At 39.9% G+C, this 17806-nt stretch carries 14 protein-coding genes; 1 reads left to right on the top strand and 13 read right to left on the bottom strand.

The window, feature by feature from the left end:
• Positions 1-64: 64 nt before the first annotated feature.
• The 6 genes from E0496_RS24305 to sigK all read right to left on the bottom strand — a co-directional run bounded on the left by E0496_RS24305 (position 65) and on the right by sigK (position 9386).
• Positions 65-994, bottom strand: a complete 930-nt coding sequence (locus tag E0496_RS24305; RefSeq protein ID WP_141504339.1) for an HNH endonuclease family protein — start codon at positions 992-994, stop codon at positions 65-67.
• On the bottom strand, positions 995-3769 hold the full coding sequence (locus tag E0496_RS24300; protein WP_141504338.1) for an AAA family ATPase: 2775 nt from the start codon (positions 3767-3769) through the stop codon (positions 995-997).
• 559 nt (positions 3770-4328) lie between these two features.
• A complete protein-coding gene (gene herA / locus E0496_RS24295) occupies positions 4329-6107 on the bottom strand; it encodes an anti-phage-associated helicase HerA (RefSeq protein ID WP_141504337.1) in 1779 nt (592 codons plus the stop codon).
• 1 nt (position 6108) lies between these two features.
• Positions 6109-7320, bottom strand: coding sequence for a DUF4297 family anti-phage-associated protein (locus E0496_RS24290; protein ID WP_141504336.1), 1212 nt, complete (start codon positions 7318-7320; stop codon positions 6109-6111).
• Positions 7321-7566: 246 nt separating this feature from the next.
• On the bottom strand, positions 7567-8367 hold the full coding sequence (locus tag E0496_RS24285) for a hypothetical protein (protein ID WP_141504335.1): 801 nt from the start codon (positions 8365-8367) through the stop codon (positions 7567-7569).
• Positions 8368-8684: 317 nt separating this feature from the next.
• Positions 8685-9386 (bottom strand): RNA polymerase sporulation sigma factor SigK, encoded by a 702-nt coding sequence (gene sigK, locus E0496_RS24280; protein WP_141504334.1) that lies wholly within the window; start codon positions 9384-9386, stop codon positions 8685-8687.
• A gap of 311 nt (positions 9387-9697) precedes the next feature.
• On the opposite strand from sigK, the gene E0496_RS24275 reads away from it, so the two are divergent.
• Positions 9698-11677: an AraC family transcriptional regulator gene (locus E0496_RS24275; protein ID WP_141504333.1), complete on the top strand. Its 1980-nt coding sequence runs from the start codon at positions 9698-9700 to the stop codon at positions 11675-11677.
• Positions 11678-11793: 116 nt separating this feature from the next.
• Here the strand turns inward: E0496_RS24275 and E0496_RS24270 are convergent, their stop codons facing one another.
• From E0496_RS24270 to E0496_RS24240, 7 genes are all read right to left on the bottom strand, one after another.
• Positions 11794-13236: a PH domain-containing protein gene (locus E0496_RS24270; RefSeq protein ID WP_141504332.1), complete on the bottom strand. Its 1443-nt coding sequence runs from the start codon at positions 13234-13236 to the stop codon at positions 11794-11796.
• A complete protein-coding gene (locus E0496_RS24265; protein ID WP_161601549.1) occupies positions 13220-13711 on the bottom strand; it encodes a PH domain-containing protein in 492 nt (163 codons plus the stop codon). Before E0496_RS24265 ends, E0496_RS24270 begins: the two co-directional genes overlap by 17 nt.
• A gap of 232 nt (positions 13712-13943) precedes the next feature.
• Entirely contained in the window at positions 13944-14291 is a 348-nt protein-coding gene (locus E0496_RS24260) for a hypothetical protein (protein WP_421924574.1), read from the bottom strand.
• Positions 14292-14368: 77 nt separating this feature from the next.
• Entirely contained in the window at positions 14369-15340 is a 972-nt protein-coding gene (locus tag E0496_RS24255; RefSeq protein ID WP_141504329.1) for an ABC transporter permease, read from the bottom strand.
• Complete coding sequence (locus E0496_RS24250; RefSeq protein ID WP_141504328.1) at positions 15333-16244, bottom strand: ABC transporter ATP-binding protein; 912 nt, start codon at positions 16242-16244, stop codon at positions 15333-15335. Before E0496_RS24250 ends, E0496_RS24255 begins: the two co-directional genes overlap by 8 nt.
• Positions 16241-17029 (bottom strand): SGNH/GDSL hydrolase family protein, encoded by a 789-nt coding sequence (locus E0496_RS24245; protein WP_141504327.1) that lies wholly within the window; start codon positions 17027-17029, stop codon positions 16241-16243. Before E0496_RS24245 ends, E0496_RS24250 begins: the two co-directional genes overlap by 4 nt.
• 30 nt (positions 17030-17059) lie before the next feature.
• On the bottom strand, positions 17060-17788 hold the full coding sequence (locus tag E0496_RS24240) for a hypothetical protein (RefSeq protein WP_141504326.1): 729 nt from the start codon (positions 17786-17788) through the stop codon (positions 17060-17062).
• Positions 17789-17806: the final 18 nt, after the last annotated feature.

Raw genomic sequence — 17806 nt, 5'->3', positions numbered from 1 at the left:
TTCGAGAAATGTCGGATTTGAGCTTATATGTTCTTTCCACCCAGGAAAAGTGTAACCATCTTATTCAATAAATTTTTAATTCTTTGTGCAAATCTTTCATCATCTTACTTAGAGGTCTAGTTTTCATAGACTTATTCGTAATCTCTGGACCGAAAATAATCCCTTTTATTTCGAGATCAGTCAAATTAGTTTGTTTTAGCACCTTTTTAAATTCTTCATTTTGCGAGCTATTATACATTTTTTTCTTTTCGATTAATTCTAGCACCTCGATACTATGCATCTGATATGCATTATTAATTCTCATTGCCTTAATATTATTATCACAGTTCCGCTTAGAGTTCAAAACAATCTGTACGTCCTTTAAGGAGTTGCCTGTGTATGAGAATCTAACATCTTCATCCCAATTAATACTATTATCAAAAGGTGATGCGAAAGCTAGTTTTTTTGCACTTTTAATCCTGTTGCAATTACCACAAACAGGGACTAAATTATACAAACAGACTGAAAATACTGGAAACTCTGATTTACTAAAAAAATGATCTAACTGCGCACCTGAAACGCTCCCTCCTCTGTTGTTAATGTAGTCTCTATTACAGTATGGACACACGGTAAGACCTGCGCTGTTTACAATTCTGACTCTCATGGACATGCCTTTTTCCATTGAATTTGCAAGTGTTGCATAGGAGTCATGAATTATCTTGAACAAGCTTCTAATATTGGATCTTTTCTTTTTACTCGTTTTGTAAAAGCATTCTTTTTTCATTTCAATAAAGGAATAAGTATTAATATACTGTTCAGCTTCTTTAAGCTTTTCAAACGAAGCAGTAATTAATAATTTAAAGAATTCATCATCACTCCCTGTAAAAAAATCGTTCGGAAAAAATTTCTTGCAGCTATTTACAATTTTTTTCTGAGTTGGAATGTCAATTATTTTACTAACTGTTTTCAAATATTCTTTTTCGAAATTGTCGGAATACAATTCAAGTGGAATCATCTAACTTTCTCCTAACTCCTGCAGGGTTCGTTCTATTTCAGCCTTTTGTCGCAATAATTCCTCTCTTTTAGATGGAATACCAAATTTGGAGTTACTGAGTATGTCAAATAATTTCTCTCTATATACGGGTTCACCAATCTTATCAATAAGGTAACGGATTCTCTCATAATATTCCTTCGAGTCAACAGAATTTCCGAAGTAACGACTTAGTTCTTTACTGATATCAGCCTCTATTTCATCACTGTAGAGCCATTTCATTATCTCTTCTATCACTTTTCGACTATACTCACCTATGGTATATTCCATAAAGAAATTGTCCTTAAGAAGTTTATGAATATTTTGACCAAAGGTGCGATCAAATTCTTTTTTCTCTGCGGAAAGGTAAGTGATATCTTCCTTCAAGATATCAGAAATAATAAATGGTGAATTGGTAGTAATAACCACTTGGAGTTTCGAGTCTTTACTAGCAGCATTTTCAATAATATCAATGAGCGTTTTTATATATCTTCGTTGCCACTCAGGATGGTAATAAAGTTCGCCTTCATCAATAAATAAAAGAGCAGTTCCTCCCTCCAATAGAGCCTCTTCATGACTAAATTCATTTTTTCCAACCAAAAATTCAAAAACTTGATTGTACTTTTGATAACCTTCTAAAAACCAGTAGAGTTTTGCAAGAAATGAAAATTTGGCATATTGTCCAGATGAAAAATAGTCTAGCTTGGCATCTGGTACTGTGAGAAACTGATTATATCTTGTATGCTTCCCGTTAAACATATCTCTAAGATCTAAAGTAGTAACTTCTTCATAGCCGATTGATATACTATTAACAACGAACACTTTATCTTGTGGCATATCAAAAAAACTTTCCAGTTCTTCCTTATTGAAGTTATGTAAAAAGGATAATTGGTAACACAAGTCCCTATTCACAACCATAGTTTTCATATCATGATTTTTCGCTAAATCTAATGCTTTCCGTTTTTGTATAAAGCTTGCTTCTTCTGAATAGTCTGCCTGCCTAAAGCTCTTTAGAGAATTGGCTAGATCCTCTTTTTCTTTTTTCACCTGCCTGGATGATATTTCATCAATATAAAGCGTATCTTGAATAATGCTTAACTTATTAGAAAAATAGACGATTTTGCTAAGTTCATTCACAGTTTTATAGGTACTATGATCAAAAGGTTTTGCTGATGTGACAGTTACATCTGCTATATTCGTTAAATAATACGGCTCATTATCTAGATGGAACGCCACAAAAAATTTACAACTTTCATCTAATAACCGATACTCTTTATAATTTATTTCGTTTACGTAACCATCTTCACTTGAAATTTGATTTTCACCAATTAGACGAAGGAGTCTAAAAAAAGTATCTCTTAAAAAGTCCACCGTACTTGTTTTACCAGTACCATTTTTACCCACTATACATGATAGTGAATATACTTTACTCCCATAGAAATGTAGTACAACTGATGATTGTGCTGATGCCCCTAGTTCTTTTGAACTTGAATCAAAAGTGAATTTATGATCAAAATTAATTAATTGCTCACTTAATCCTCTAAACTCATTTAGATAAAGTAAAGAAAAAGTTAAATGACGATAAACAATGTCTACTTCGCCATTCTTCAATTCAAATACAAAATCATGAAGAACTTGATAAGTTTCTTTTGAATGATAAACATCTAACATCCAATCTGTGTAATCAAAACTAAATTCTGTGTTAATCGTTGGCTTATCTATATACTTAATATGGATCAGTTCTTTATCCATATCAAGTTTCATGTCTAAAAGAACTTTTTCATTTAAAATAAATTGACGTTCTGCTGAACATTCATTTGTCCAGTAACCAGAAATATTATCTGTTCTAGTATCAATAATAAGTCCCAATTTTTTTTCGGATAAATTGCTATGTGGTTGCGTATAATACCTAGTATAAGATCCTGAGTCATTTTTACTATATTTATCATAAAGGTTGCGATTCATCTCATTAGCTATAACCAAGCTATCTATGTAACTAAATTTATACTTGAATTTCTCACTCTTAGTTATGTTAATATTGTCAATGATTGCAAATATTTGATGCCTATAAACTTTTTCGTTAATAATTCTAAATAATTCATACTTTCTAAGCAATTTGTCTATAATCTCAAGGGGTAAATTACCTATATGTTTTCTAATTTGGTCAATTCCGTTGTATGCAAACCCAGAATCGCTTGTTGATCCCGCATAAAATATATGTTTATAAAGTGCTTTAACGATTGAATCATACTGTTCTGTTAGATCGATATCTTTTGGATAATAACCACAAAGTAGCTTGATTGCTTCCTCATTATCTGAGAACTTTCCAAAAAACTTCTCATAGAAATCAACCAATCCTAAGTAAAGGGCTTTTTTCAACTCCGAGTCTTCAAGTACTTTTGGACTGTAATCCAATATTCGATCGAATGCACTATAAAAACCATAGGCAATATGTCTTTTCTTGAGCAGTTTTCTATATTCCTTATTATCTTTTAGGTCGTTATGACTTGGAATTATTGAAACAATAAGTTGTCGTGCAAAGAACCTAACGTTATCTTCATAAGTATCCGTCACGAAACTTTTTCTCTTCTCTCTTTCAATAGCAGCTTCTTCTTTAATAAACAGCTGATTGAGTTCGGTTAAAATCTGGTTTGGGTTCATCTGATCATAGTTTCTTAGTATATCTTTCCCACTAGTCACATGTTTTTCCCAGCTAATTATTGTATTCAGTATTTTTTCTTTAAACTGATCTTCTCTCAACAATTCCCCTCCATTAGGTCTCCTTTATTTAGAAATACGAAAACCAGATACCTTCTTAAACATATGCCATCGTAATTAGCATTATTAAACATATAATTTTCTAGTATTACAAATAAGTTATAATATAAATATGGGAAATTTGCTGATACGAAATGCATTATATTAGTAGGAATAAAATAATCTTAGAAAAAGTCTATATAAAACCACCGTGAAAACTATCCTTACCTTGAATGGAACCAATTACATCGGCAACTGTTTAAGTTGCCCTCGGCACGCTACGTCCAGATATCAACCTAACTTCTTCAACCAAAAAGCATCGCCTGTGATAATACAAATCATATACTAGCAGTATACAACAGCAAAATTTATGTATGCAGACTAAAAAGGAGCATCGTAGGCTTCTTAAAGATTTTTCACTTTATAAAACAAATGTTACAACCTCATAAGCACCCTAGTCTCGATGTGACTCAGATAATACCACGAGTTCCTCATCCTCGACATACTCTAGCCAAAGCAATCAAACCTTTAAATGAATATTTGGTCAAATTTTCTAAATAAACTATTTGTACCATTCTTCTTTAATATCATCGATATTCATTTCTTTCCATTCACTTTTCCATAGTTCCCAATAAGGAATGTCGTTTGAAGAAGGGGGCATAGCACAAGGATCTATTTGGACGATAGAAGGTAGAATGATAGATTCCCCTAATAACAATGCCTCGCCCGCCTTTAACGATGGCATCTTATCAATAAGAGTACCTAGTGTATCAGGTAGAAGTTTTTTTACATAATTTTGATCATTCGGGTTTGTCAACCTCATAGCAATGAAATTATTACACTGAGAAAAAATTGTTTCGGAAATTTCAGAAGGTCTTTGACTTGCAAGAAGTAAAGTTATTCCATACTTTCTGCCTTCTTTTGCTATTCTTTCTATAGATTTTTTTGAGGAGCGATATTTTGCTAATTCGCTATTAGGTACATACTTATGTGCTTCTTCATACACTAATAGAATTGGAATATCATTATTAATTTTTTCGTTTGGATCTTTCTTATTTCTCAATCTTTTGTAAAAGTAGCCATATTCAAATATCATTCTTGAAATTAAAGAAACAGTAATACTTAACACCTCAAAAGGGATACCACTAAGATCAATAACAGTAACATTAGTTTCGTTATCCTTTGAATACCCAAGTAATTGTTGCAATGTCTCTTCAAAAGTAGTTATTTTAGATTTTTTACCAAACAGAAAGTCTAATCTATTTTCCAATATTTTCGCCTGAAACCTTACGACAAATTTATCAAGAGTTTTCCCGTCTGCATAATCACCTTTAGTAATATTAGAAGCTTTAGTAGGATAAAATTTATATTCCTGTTCAAAATATTTACTTAAACGTTCTGCCTCACTTAATAAAATTCCTGACTCCGGTTTTGTACTACTATCCACTATGTCATAGGAACTATCAACAATCATGTAACGATCTGAATTTTTTGAGTTTTTTGTCTCATTTTTTAAATTATTTAACGCATACATTATTTCGTGTATATCAAAGAATACTGGAGTGTCATAGAATATTTTTGTGTTTTCTGAATTGTACTTTTTCTTATTTTCAGTAACTAACGTTCTAAAAACTGAAGATTGATTATAATTATCTCTTTCACCTGTATCAAGAAGTATTTCTTCAAGTTCTTCACTATTAAGTAACCAATAAGGCAAGATTAGATTATTAATGTTAATAAAATTAGCATCAGGAAATGCAGAATCGTATTCAGAATGAATATCAAATACTATTACATGTGAATTATTTAAAGTGAAATCTCCACTCTTTTCAGAAACAGCTTTTTGAATCAATGTAGAAACTGTATGAGATTTCCCTGAACCAGTGGAGCCTACCACAGCAATATGCTTATTAAAAAATTTATTACCATTAACCGGAACTTTAACATTATTATTCGATGATAAAGATGAAAAAGTAAACTTTTCATCTTCCGAAATTGATTGTTCATATATCTTCTTAATGTCTTCTTCTGTAGCAGGTTCTACTTTTTTCGGTGGAATTGTTAACGAGTCGCCGCCTCTGATAAATTCATTATTTCTAATAATCCCCAAAGGATTGGCTTCAATAATATACTTTTTCCCACCTTTTTCAGTTACCTCAATTGAAAAATTCTCAATAATTGCGATTAAAATCGCATTTTCATTATCTAATATTCTCAAATATGAACCTACTTTTAACGACTCATCTGCAATTTTGAAATCTTCTAAATTATCAACTGATATTTTAATTTTGTTTGGAAACACAGAGATTACCTCAGCGTTTATCTTATCAATTTCATTCAAATTAGATTACCTCCTTAATGTCTCTTAATTCTTCAAATTGAATCCTAACATCTTTAAAATTAGGTTGATCATATTCAAAAAACGGAGCTGTTTTATAAAATTGATAGATTTCTTTTGTTCGTCTAAGTTCTTTTAAAATTATTGTGACGTATTCAATTTCGTTAATTATTTTTAGTTTTATTTGATTTTCAAAATTAGGCACTCTAGAAATGGAATGTGAATTAAAAGTAGCACCTTTGAAATCAAATCCATCAATTACAATAAAACCTTCACTATATAATTCGCTTTTCAATTCAATTAATTCTTGCTCAGGGATATTGTGAATATATACATATGGACAGAATGGTTCGCTTTCTCTTTTAGATATTTTTGACCACTTTTTTGAAATTATAAAAAGCAATTCTTTTAGTTCTGAGCGAACATAATTAGAACTTGATACTTCCACAAAAAAGAATCTTTCAAAAGGCGATGTGTTTAGATTTGTAAAATATGTATTCCTTAATTCTGCTAATAACTGTTTTTTGCCTTTTAATCTAATGAACCATTCATTAAAAAGTATTGTTTGATTATCAATCTTTTTTAAAAAGTCCCCTCTAGATATTTCCCTTTCTGCAATACTAGCTTTAACTGCAATATCTTTGATTACTTTCAGTGCATTATTGTAATAATAGTATTCTGATTCAAAAGGTGAACAGTTAAACTGTTCGCACAGTTGACTAATAATATTAGTCATTTGAGATTCATAATTAATGGCATTATTGTTTATTGTAAGTCTCGTTAAAAATTCTTCTAAATCAATATCTGTAAGACCGAGGTACGTGTGATGAAAATGCTTTATATTATCTTTGGTATAAGTTAGAAAATTATCTTTTAAAAAAGTCTTGTCAATTGGATGTGTTAATTTCTCTTGTCCCTCTTTGAAATGACCATACAAGGTATAATTCACTTTTGGTTTAAGACCAGTTTTTACTTCTTTAAAATGACTTAACATTAATCTAAGTGGTTTTGCAATCACCGAATGATTATATTCTGTTTTAGCATAATACTTACATTGAACAGCGTCCTCGTCTGTTGTAGTTTTCACATCCACATCTTCAATTCCTTCAACTACAATTTTATCTTTATCATCGCTCAGTTCTAACAACTTAGTAATTGCATAATCAAATTGATAAAAATATCCTTTTATTGTATCGACAGCTTCTCTATTTTTCATATTTTTTGTCTCCTTTCAATTTACATCCCCTGTCTTATAACCCTGCAAGCCTAGCACTTGGCTCCGAGGTGCCAGCCGTTAGCTTGGGACGATTATCTGCTTCCCTTTGGAAATCCAATTATACTACCGCCTGATAGTCACAAATCAAGCATACATCAATGCAAAGGATTCGCTGTATTCACCAATAAGGAGTTTTTTTATATAGTTAGAACTCTTGCTGCCTTTTCATTGAGAGAATCTTTTATATTAATAAGTCTCTTCCCTTTTAGAAACATACATTTTATTTTTCAATAACTCTGTACGTTCCATATACCTGAACTCTAAAGACTCATCATGATGAGGTTCATTACCTAGTAAAAATGTATCTTTATCGACTGGATGAAATACAAACCATTTCTCTTCAACTCCGTCCTCGTTTAACAATATATAGATTGATTTATCAGAAAACAAATCGTACTCGATGCAGATCTTAAAAACTAATTTAATGTAAAATAATACAACACAAGATATTAACAAGAACGAAACATAGACGATAATAACTTCCACAAAAAAATTATCATTGGTTAATTCAAAATCAAATGTTTGCTTGTCTAAGGTATGCCCTAAAGAAAAAGCAGGAAGAATTATAAGAACACAACAATATAATAAAGCAGATAGCAAAATAGTGAGCTTTGTTTTAAAACCTTTAGATTTAATATAGTTCTTAAAACTCTTAAAACTAAAGAGTTTCCACATGAAAAATATAATACCAATCACGAGATAAATCACCATCGTCCAAAGCATTACTTCATGATAAGGAATAACATTCTCATATGAATAAACAAATATAGAGAACATTAAAATAGAAACTATAAACACTTGAAATAAATATCTTATGGTTAAAATAGATAACTTCTTCTCTTTAGAAAAAAAGATTTTTTCTACACTTGTTGCTGTAAATAATGTAATTGGTTGACTTCTAAATAACATAAACAATAAGGAAACCACACCAGCAATCACAGTGCTTCCTTTTAAGAAAGAAGTTACAATCTCTTCAATTTGATTCAATTTACCTATCCCCTTTTAGATGTTCTTCATATTCTAATGTTTTTCATCCAAAAAAACTGTCGTAATATGTCGTTTTTAAATGATTTTCCAGGAATTTTGCATTGCAATCATTCCTATAATAAAAAAGCTATTAAAGTCATTTATAGAATACTGCTTATAGAAGTTCAATGTGAACCTACAAACTCAAACAAGATTTACAGGAACTTTACAAATTAAAAAGCCGAATAGGTGAACTAGACCCATTCGACTTCTTAGTTTCCATATACTATCTCCAAAAATCAGACCCTTGTGACTGTTAAATTTAACTACATTACAATCTAACGCTTCGCCTTATAAAACTCATGATAAAGCTTCATAAGCGCCCTCTTCTCAATTCGCGACACATAACTCCGTGAGATCCCCAATTCCTTCGCAATCTCCCGCTGCGTCCGTTCATCCCCGCCATGCTCCAAACCAAACCGACCAATAACAACTTCCTTCTCCCGGTCATCCAATATATCAAGATTTTTATAAATCTTGCTCTTCTCAATCTTCAGCTGCACCTTATCCACGATATCATCAGCCTCAGTACCGAGGATATCAATCAGTGTAATCTCATTACCTTCCTTATCCGTGCCAATCGGGTCATGCAAAGAAACGTCCTTCCGGGTTTTCTTAAGCGACCGCAGATGCATAAGTATTTCGTTCTCAATACAGCGAGCCGCGAACGTCGCGAGCTTCGTGCCTTTCCCGGTCTGGAAGCTCTCGATCGCTTTGATCAATCCAATCGTACCGATGGAGATTAGATCCTCGAGATCCTCACCGGTATTGTCGAATTTTTTCACTATGTGAGCGACTAAGCGGAGATTATGCTCAATGAGCAAGTTACGGGAACGCTGATTGCCTTCGGCCATGAGCTGCAGATGCTTGGCTTCTTCCTCCTCTTGAAGAGGCTGGGGAAACGCATTGTTTTTGACATAAGAGACGAGCAGGGTAAGCTGTTTAATGAATAGCGCTATCGCTGAGAACAATCCAGGCATTGAACCGTACACCCCCACGTTGTATTACCACTGCCCGGATGCCTGGGTAGGCCCTCCGTTTGTGGCGAACATTGAAGTCTGTTCTTTAATGTATGTGGGTAGATGCCCAGATGTGCATGTACGTTGAAAGCTATATTATTTACTTGTTGCTTCGAGATAAGAAACGAATCTGAGGCTTGTTAAACTCTAAACAAAGCGACAAAATAAACTTAACCCATGGTTCTCCGTCGCATATTTTTTCGCGAGAGATTATAATTACCTCACCACATCAAAGGCTGGCTTCGCGCCCCCGAAAGGAAGACAACTCTCCATTGAAAGCAACGGTGAATGTACAAGAGCACATACTGGTCTGGAATGATGCAGCGCTCAAAATCATGGATGTACGGCATATCGTCATGCAGGCCGGCGAAGGCGTGCGCCCTTACCTCTTCCCTGCCAGCGCCTTTCTGTACGTAACGCATGGCAGTGCAACCCTGATTTTGGACGGAAATGAGCATGCTGCTAAGCGTTTCTATATGCTTCATGGGGGCAAGGGTACCCGCCTAGACATCATCCTTACGGATGAATCCTTTCATTATTACCTGATTTTCTATAAAGCCTCCTTACCGCTATCTGGCGTGCAGCATACACTTGGACATACGGACAGACAATTGCCATTCCGCCTCCAGTATGGTTTTATTCCGCTCCACCCTGCCATCCTCTACGAACTGGCTGAGCGCATGCTGGGTGAATGGCTTGAACAGGGACGTTTGGAGCGGTTCCATGTCAAAACCCTATTTTATCAATTTGTATATGAGCTGCTTCGACAGATGGATCAGCAGCAGGTCAGCGTATTAAGGCCAAACCTTACCTCTCAGCTTATTCGGTATATGCAGGAGCACTATGCCGAGCCGCTGACACGGGAAACACTCGCGCACACCTTCCACTATAGCGTCCCTTATCTGTCCAAGCATTTCCGACGCGAAACCGGCGCAAGTATCATCGATTACTTAATCCGCATCAGGATGAACAAAGCAGGGGCGCTGCTGCAACAAACCGATTTATCTCTGCAAGAGATCTCAGCAAGCGTAGGCTATGCAGATGTATCCTATTTCATCAGAATGTTCAAAAAGCATACCGGAGTAACGCCAAAGCAATTCAAGGATGAGTCCGTACAAGTAGCAAAAGGATCTTATCGTCCTATCATTAGGCTTGGATCATCTATTGTTCCGCGCAGAATTCGTCGCTATAGTGTTATCAGAGATGATAACCATTATCAATATAGCGACAAAGGAGATTTACTGATGTATAGAAGCAAATTGCCTGTAGGAATTACGTTGCTGCTGTGCCTAACCCTATTGCTTAGCGCATGCTCCGGACCAGCGAACACGAAAGGTGGGACTGGCACCAGCACTACGCAAAGTCCAAGTGTAGGCGCAGAGAATAATTCCAGCAACGCAGCAATTGGAAATACAACCGGCAGCTCGGAGATGGTAACCTATTCCGCTGTTAACGGCGACGTGCAAATCCCCAAAAACCCACAAAGAATCGTTATGGTGGCTGGAGCCTTCACGGGACATCTGCTAGCACTTGGCCTTAAGCCTGTCGGAACCGGTGATGAGTCCTTTACTAGTTATACAGAAGGAAAGCTGGACGATGTTGCCAACATCGGAAACGATGTACCCTACGAGAAAATAATGGAGCTGCAGCCGGATTTAATTGTAGTCTGGAACGACGCTGAAACGATCGAGAAGCTGTCCAAAATCGCGCCGACCGTCGCTGTTGAATACGGAATACCTCTACGGGAGCAATTAATGGATTTTGGCAAGATGACAGGCAGAGAAGAGCAGGCGAAAGCCTGGATTGCAGAGTGGGACGCTAAAATCGCCGAATACAAACCGATCGTGAAGCGCGCGGTAGGTGATCGCACCGTTTCGATCTTCGATTCGGGAAGTGCCAAGGAATTTTATGCCTACGGCAGCTTTGGCAGGGGTGGAGACATTATTTATGAGGAGTTCGGGCTGAAAGCACCGCCGATTATTCAGAAGGAAGCCATCGACAGCGGCCAGGGCTGGGCCAAGCTATCGCTTGAGCTGCTGCCGGAATACGCAGGAGATTATATCTTTATTAGCGGTTGGACAGGCGATGAGAATGCGGCCCCGGTTTTTGAAGGCAGTATCTGGGACAAGCTCCCCGCTGTCCAAAATAATCACGTTTATCGCGAGGACAGCCGTGGCTTCGTGTTTAGTGACCCGATTTCGTTGGAAGCCCAGCTTACATTTGTCGTAGACAGCTTAACAAAAACGAAATAAACTGCGGTATACTCAAGGTTTATGAAAGGCGAGGAGCAATCCTCGCCTTTTTACGTTTATCTATATCCTAAACAGTGAAAAGTTTTGCGTCTAAGAATCCTTGTAAAATAACCGAGTCATTTCTCGTTCTTGTACCAGCGCAGAATCTCATTAAAGTCGGATTGCGAAATACCGATAATTCGATACTCCTTCGAGCGAGCTGGGGAATCGATGACCATCCGCAGCCTTTTGATGCCAAGCCGGCCTTGCAGCCTCGTATGGGATAAATGAATGGACTCCGTCGCCTGCCGTTTTAGATAAACCGTCGTTTCATTAAACCCTGCGCGCCGTAAAATAAATAAATTCCCCTTTAAGCTCCATTTCGTGTGGAGATGAGCATATCTTTGGTAGCGGTAAATCATCAAGAAGAGCGGCATAGCAGCAATCATCCACAATGAAAAATAACTTCCGATCAATACCGCAATAAAAAGTAATAATGCAGGAGTAATCATGCCATGAAGCATAGCTCCCTTACGCAACGGCTGCTCTGGGCTCGTTAGGTTGAATTCAGGCAGCAGCTCGCCAACAGCTTCCGTTAATTCACTTTCCTTGATCGCTGGAAGCAACATTTTCTGCCTTTGTCCGCTTTCATAGCCGATACAGTCGAGCCAAACGGATGAATAACCAAACAACCGCCCAAGCATCAGCTTTTTAACCCGAATGGCTTGGATTTTATCTACTTTAATATGCGCTGCGTTTTTATTAAACCAGCCGTAATGAATATGAAGGAAAGAGTCCGCTCGAGAAATTTCCCAGCCATAGTAACGGATTTGCATAAGGAACAATGAAATTAACCACGACAAAACGGCGCTTCCAACCAAAAATCCGAGGACGTACAGGAGAACAAAAGGCAATTTGCCATAATTCAGCTCACTCCATAAGCTTCGCTCGAACAGATCCATTAAGCCCGCTTGCGGCTCACTGGAATCAGGATACAGCTTTGCCCATACATATTGCATAATCGTCGAAACGAATGGAATCCCGAGCCAAAAGGTGTTCGTGCTAATGGATAACATCCAGATCTCCATGGACGATATTTTCCGGCTAAGTTTATTCGTACGCTTCTTTACAAGGCTATCTCTGTTTAAACGCGAAGCCATTGCATTAGCCTTCTTCATCGCCAACACAAGCTCAGCGTCCGCGCTTGCATTGCTGTCTGCCGTAAATAGCTTCATTTTCACAATGCCCAATAAGCGATACAGCCCATTTTGCTCCAACGTTACATTATTGATATTGGCCAAAGGGATCGTCCTCTGCACTTCCGTTAACACGCCATCCTTCAAGTGCAGCGTTTCATGACCCATGCGATATGTATTCTTGTACCACCCCATAACCGCCCAACCGCAAAACAGTGCTGCAATCAGCACAGCCAGCAAGTAAACCCAATAGGGTTGTCCTCCACTTTCGGCTTTAATCTCCCGATATGCAAAAATAGCCAAAGGAATAATCGTATAGCGAATTCTGGTGTACATCTGATTCAGAATCGTAATCGGATGATGGCGATTAATCATAGTAGACATGCGTGTCCTCTCGTTTCGCTAACTGAATAATTTGCCTTCTTAGCTTTTCTGCATCCTCCTCAGGCAGACCCACAATAATGCTGTCATCTCCAGCTGTCGTTATACATAGCTCTGAAATGCCCAGTCTTTTACCGATTCGATCCTGCTCCTTGTCCACATATTGCACCCGGCTGATCGGAATAACGGTGGAGCTCTCCCGCCAAAAATTTCCCCAGTTAATGACGAGCTCATCCTCCGTTAACCGGTAGCTTCGCCTCTCATATTTGTAATTGACGCCGATAAGAATAAACAGCATGCCACGAACAAAATAATAGGCAATAGCAGCAATAGAGCAAAATAGCAGTACATCCCATGTCTTTAGCCAGAGAAGATAAGCGACTAGCGGTATCGCGCTTATCCCTATTTTCCGGGCCATAAAGAGCATTTGGTAAAACTGCCAATACTTGATCACGTTTGGGTGTAATTTCTGATCCATCCCGTCCCCCCTCTTGTGAACATTTTTATCGTGTAGAAAAGATAAAGTCTTATATTTCAAGGCGATACGGCTGTCGCCGTCCTTTGGCGGCGCAGCGCTTTTCATTCTAATAAATGCAGAGAATGTATACCCTAAGGAATGCTTTCCTTTATTCAAAAAAAACAAGCTACCTTCGCCATCCGATGGCAAAAGCACCTTGTTTCCTTTACGCCTGTAAGCGGAAATGGTTCCGCTATTTCTTATCTACTTGAAGCAGCCGCACTGTTTTCGTAGCAAAAGTATCCTTCAGCCTGTCCTCCGTGATGACGTTCAGCTTAAGCAGGCTTGCGATTTTGGACGTGTCGGGCTTGGAAAGCAGCCGCCACAGCTCTGGATCAGGGAGCGCCTCGAACAGCTTGTTATCGTCATATTCCTTGCGCTCCTGCAAGACGATCTTTACCTTGTGGCTGCCGATTTCAAGCTCGCTCGCTTCCTGCGCAGCTAGATAAGCCAAAATGTCGCTCCTCAGCTCTGACAGCTCCTGCTCTATTTCTTTTTGCTTTTGTTTTTGCTGATAATATCTTCGCACCGTTTTGTCCATCCTCATCACGCTCCTCTTCTACTACATACATATGAGAAGGAGCCTGGTTTTAGGACATGTCCACATGGATGATGCGACTAATATACATCCTTTCGCGTGAACACGGTAAAGGAAACCATAAGGGAAGCCAGCATCCACGCTGCAAGCACGGCAAGCGAGAAGCCCAGCGTCATGCCTTCGATCGGTGGCGCAGAGCCGCTGACATAGTCCATAAGGCCAAGATTAACCATGAACAAATATTTGGCGGAGTCCCATGAAGAGACCATGTTGCTAAGGATCGCACCCGCGATCAAGCAGGCCAGCATGGTGCCCATGCCCGCTGCGCTGCTCCGCATGAGAATAGACAGCATAAACGACAGCGTTCCAACCACGATAGAGATAAACCAGGCAAGACCGAACTGCTGAATAATATACTGCCACTGCGAAACGAGGCGAACCGCCGAGATGTCCAGCGTATCCCCTTGCGTGGAGAAGCCGGTTAGTACCGGCGCCGACCAGCCTTGATTCCCAAACATAATGACCGAGATGATATAGGACAAGATCCCGAACAGGAAAATGACCAAGGAAACGGACAAAATCAAAGCGATATATTTGCTCAGCAAAATCCGGAATCGGCTTACCGGCCGGGTCAGCAGCAGCTTGATCGTCCCCATGCTCCGCTCCGAGGAGACCAGATCCACCGCGATGATCATAATGAGCAGCGGCAGGAACAGCTCCGCCGAATTTTGCACAAACCCTCTCATAAAGGTAGGAGCGCCCGGCTCCGCAGGATTGACGTCATGATCCAAATAATATTGCGATTGCTTGATTTGGATCTGAATTTGCTCGCGCCATTGCCCGGCACTGCTCAGCCTATTCTGCATATCGACGATTTGCTGCTGCAGCTCGGTACGCCAATCGACGGTGCCAAGGCGTTCCTTAATGGATTCGGCCTGCTTCACCTGCGCATAGGAGAACATCGAGAGCAAAGCAATAATAATGATCGAAATAATGACAAACCGGCGTTTGCCTACCAGCTTCGTCATTTCATTCTGAACGAGATTAACCAATCGATTCGCCTCCTGTCAGCTCAAGGAACAAGTCTTCAAGCGCTGGAAGCTTGCGGTTCATCTCCAGCACGCTGACTCCCGCATCTACCAGCTTCCGGTTCCATTCCCCAACCAGCCGCTCTGTATACGTTGTCGTGACCGTTTCCTCGGTCTCATCCAGCAAGGTCGTCAGCTCGCAAAGCACAGCCCTGCCCAGCTCATGCGGCAGCAAGCGCCATACCAGCCGCTCTTCGCTCGATAACAGCTGCTGCACCGAGTCCACCCTAATAATTTCACCCTTCGAAATGATGGCTACACGATCGCACATCAATTGAATCTCATGCAGCAAATGGCTGGATACGAGCACAGTGAGCCCTTCTTCCTCTGCCAAAAACCGAATAAACGCACGCATCTCCCGAATGCCTGACGGGTCAAGTCCATTCGTAGGCTCGTCCAAGATCAGCACATCCGGCTTGCCGAGCAGCGCTTGTGCAATTCCCAGCCGCTGCCGCATGCCAAGCGAATACGTGCTAACCTTATCATTCATCCGCTCCTGCATCCCAACCAGCTGGACGACTTCATCTATGCGCGCCTGCGTAATGCCGCTGATCATGACGGCAAAATGGCGCAAATTTTCCATGCCGGTCAAGAATGGATAGAGCTCCGGATTTTCGACGATACACCCCAAATGCCGCATCGCACGCGTGAAGTTTTTCGCTATATCCAGCCCGCAAATTTGAATCGTTCCTGAGGTAGGCTTAATCAAGCCCACCAGCATCCGAATGGTAGTCGTCTTGCCTGCACCGTTAGGACCGAGAAAGCCAAATACCTCGCCGCGTTTCAGCTCAAAGCTCAAATCCTTTATAATGGTCCGCTTGCCGATGACCTTGCGGAGCCCTTGAACCGATAAGGTGATGTCGCTCATGATTGCCCTCCCACTCCGGTAATAAGCGCCGCTACCCGCTCCGCCATTAACTGGTATCCTTTTTCATTCGGGTGAAAATGGTCCGTAAACAAGTAGTCGTTCACATTTTTCTGGAATAGATCATAGGTCGGCACGAACACCGTCCCCGGGTCCTCCGCAAGCTGCTCAGCTGCTTTATAGTTCCAGCCTCTAACCACTTCAGACAAGAGCGCCCCATTCTCAAACTCGCTAAATGGATTGTACAAGCCTAACAAATAGACAGTGGCCTCTTTATTTACCGAGCGTATGCTTGTCATGATGGCTTTGAGGTTAATCAGAAAAGCATCCTCAAGCCCTGTAATGCTCGCTTCCGATACATCCGACAAGGTCTGTCCGCCGAGGAAAAGATCATTGCCTCCAATTGTCATCAGAATGACATTGGCTTGTCCGATTTGACGTCCGATTTCCTTTTCTTTCAGCTGCTCGGCAAGCTCTGGGGAGGTTAATCCTTTAATGCCCAAATTAATTAAGGAAATATCCGTACCTTTTTGCTTAAGCATATCGCCGATATAACCTACGTAACCCTTGCCTTCAATATCCCCCGTGCCTCTGGTTAAGGAATCTCCCAAAGCAACGATTCTCAGCTGCTCTTCAGAAGCAATTGGCTGCTCTGATGCGGACGGAGCGGTGGCTGTACTCGTCGTTCCGATCAAATAATCCTTCACCGCCCAGCCAAGACCGAATACCCATAGAAGACAGGTAAATGCGGCAAAACTGGTGATCCAACGAACCTTTTTACTATGCATCCCATCTCACTCCCTGTTCTCATGCTGCTGTTACTTCTGGAACCAATCCCTGATTTGCTGCTTCATGTCCGCTTTGTGCTGCTCAAATTGCTTTTGCCGGTGACCATTTGCTCCTGAAGGATGAGGCATTTGGAACAAGCATCTCTGCGAATCTATCCAACCTTCATCTGCAAAACGCTGCACCACCTCAGCTACCGACTTGCCAAGGGGGATAACCAGCGCATCCTCAACAGCAAACAGCTCCGGCAGGAAAATGCTTTCCGCGTAGCTGTATAATATCTCCGACTTTAAAATGGGCGGGCTGTGGCCGGTATAGTTTTTGCCATGGATAAACACCGGGTACCTGATCGCAGAGGTCGTGTGCAGCAAATCCCGGCGCTCCTCGAATAGCGACTGGCTGCTGCCAAGTCCAAGCCATAAAGGCAGCTCCAACTGATTCAGCATTTCGATTAAATGGGTTCTCATCGAGCCTGCGAAGCTGGCAAGCGCTTTGGCGCGCTGGTCAATCTGCTCCGCTGGCACGTCCTCCCGCAGATCGTCCCGTGCGCTCCGAATAGCGACTTCCATTTGCGTAAAACCCGGCGTAATGCCGATAATCATCAGTTTCGCCTTCACATTCACATATTCATACGGTACATAATAAATGGACATCGCTCCGGCCTCTTCAAGAAGCAGCTCCTTTACAAACAACTGTTCCTTGGACAAGCGCCCAGAAGGAAGCGACCGGATAAAGGGTTCGTATTTTTCAATTTGCGTCACGCTGCTTGCCCCTTCCAT

Source organism: Paenibacillus luteus, assembly GCF_006542765.1.
Taxonomy (GTDB): domain Bacteria; phylum Bacillota; class Bacilli; order Paenibacillales; family Paenibacillaceae; genus Pristimantibacillus; species Pristimantibacillus luteus.
This window is presented reverse-complemented; position numbering and strand designations above follow the sequence as displayed.

Bases quoted from the DNA above. Each gene is read 5' to 3' on its own strand.
- E0496_RS24305 (WP_141504339.1), bottom strand. From the start codon at position 994: ATGATTCCACTTGAATTGTATTCCGACAATTTCGAAAAAGAATATTTG.
- E0496_RS24290 (WP_141504336.1), bottom strand. From the start codon at position 7,320: ATGAAAAATAGAGAAGCTGTCGATACAATAAAAGGATATTTTTATCAA.
- sigK (WP_141504334.1), bottom strand. From the start codon at position 9,386: ATGCCTGGATTGTTCTCAGCGATAGCGCTATTCATTAAACAGCTTACC.
- E0496_RS24270 (WP_141504332.1), bottom strand. From the start codon at position 13,236: ATGTCTACTATGATTAATCGCCATCATCCGATTACGATTCTGAATCAG.
- E0496_RS24265 (WP_161601549.1), bottom strand. From the start codon at position 13,711: ATGGATCAGAAATTACACCCAAACGTGATCAAGTATTGGCAGTTTTAC.
- E0496_RS24260 (WP_421924574.1), bottom strand. From the start codon at position 14,291: ATGGACAAAACGGTGCGAAGATATTATCAGCAAAAACAAAAGCAAAAA.
- E0496_RS24250 (WP_141504328.1), bottom strand. From the start codon at position 16,244: ATGAGCGACATCACCTTATCGGTTCAAGGGCTCCGCAAGGTCATCGGC.
- E0496_RS24245 (WP_141504327.1), bottom strand. From the start codon at position 17,029: ATGCATAGTAAAAAGGTTCGTTGGATCACCAGTTTTGCCGCATTTACC.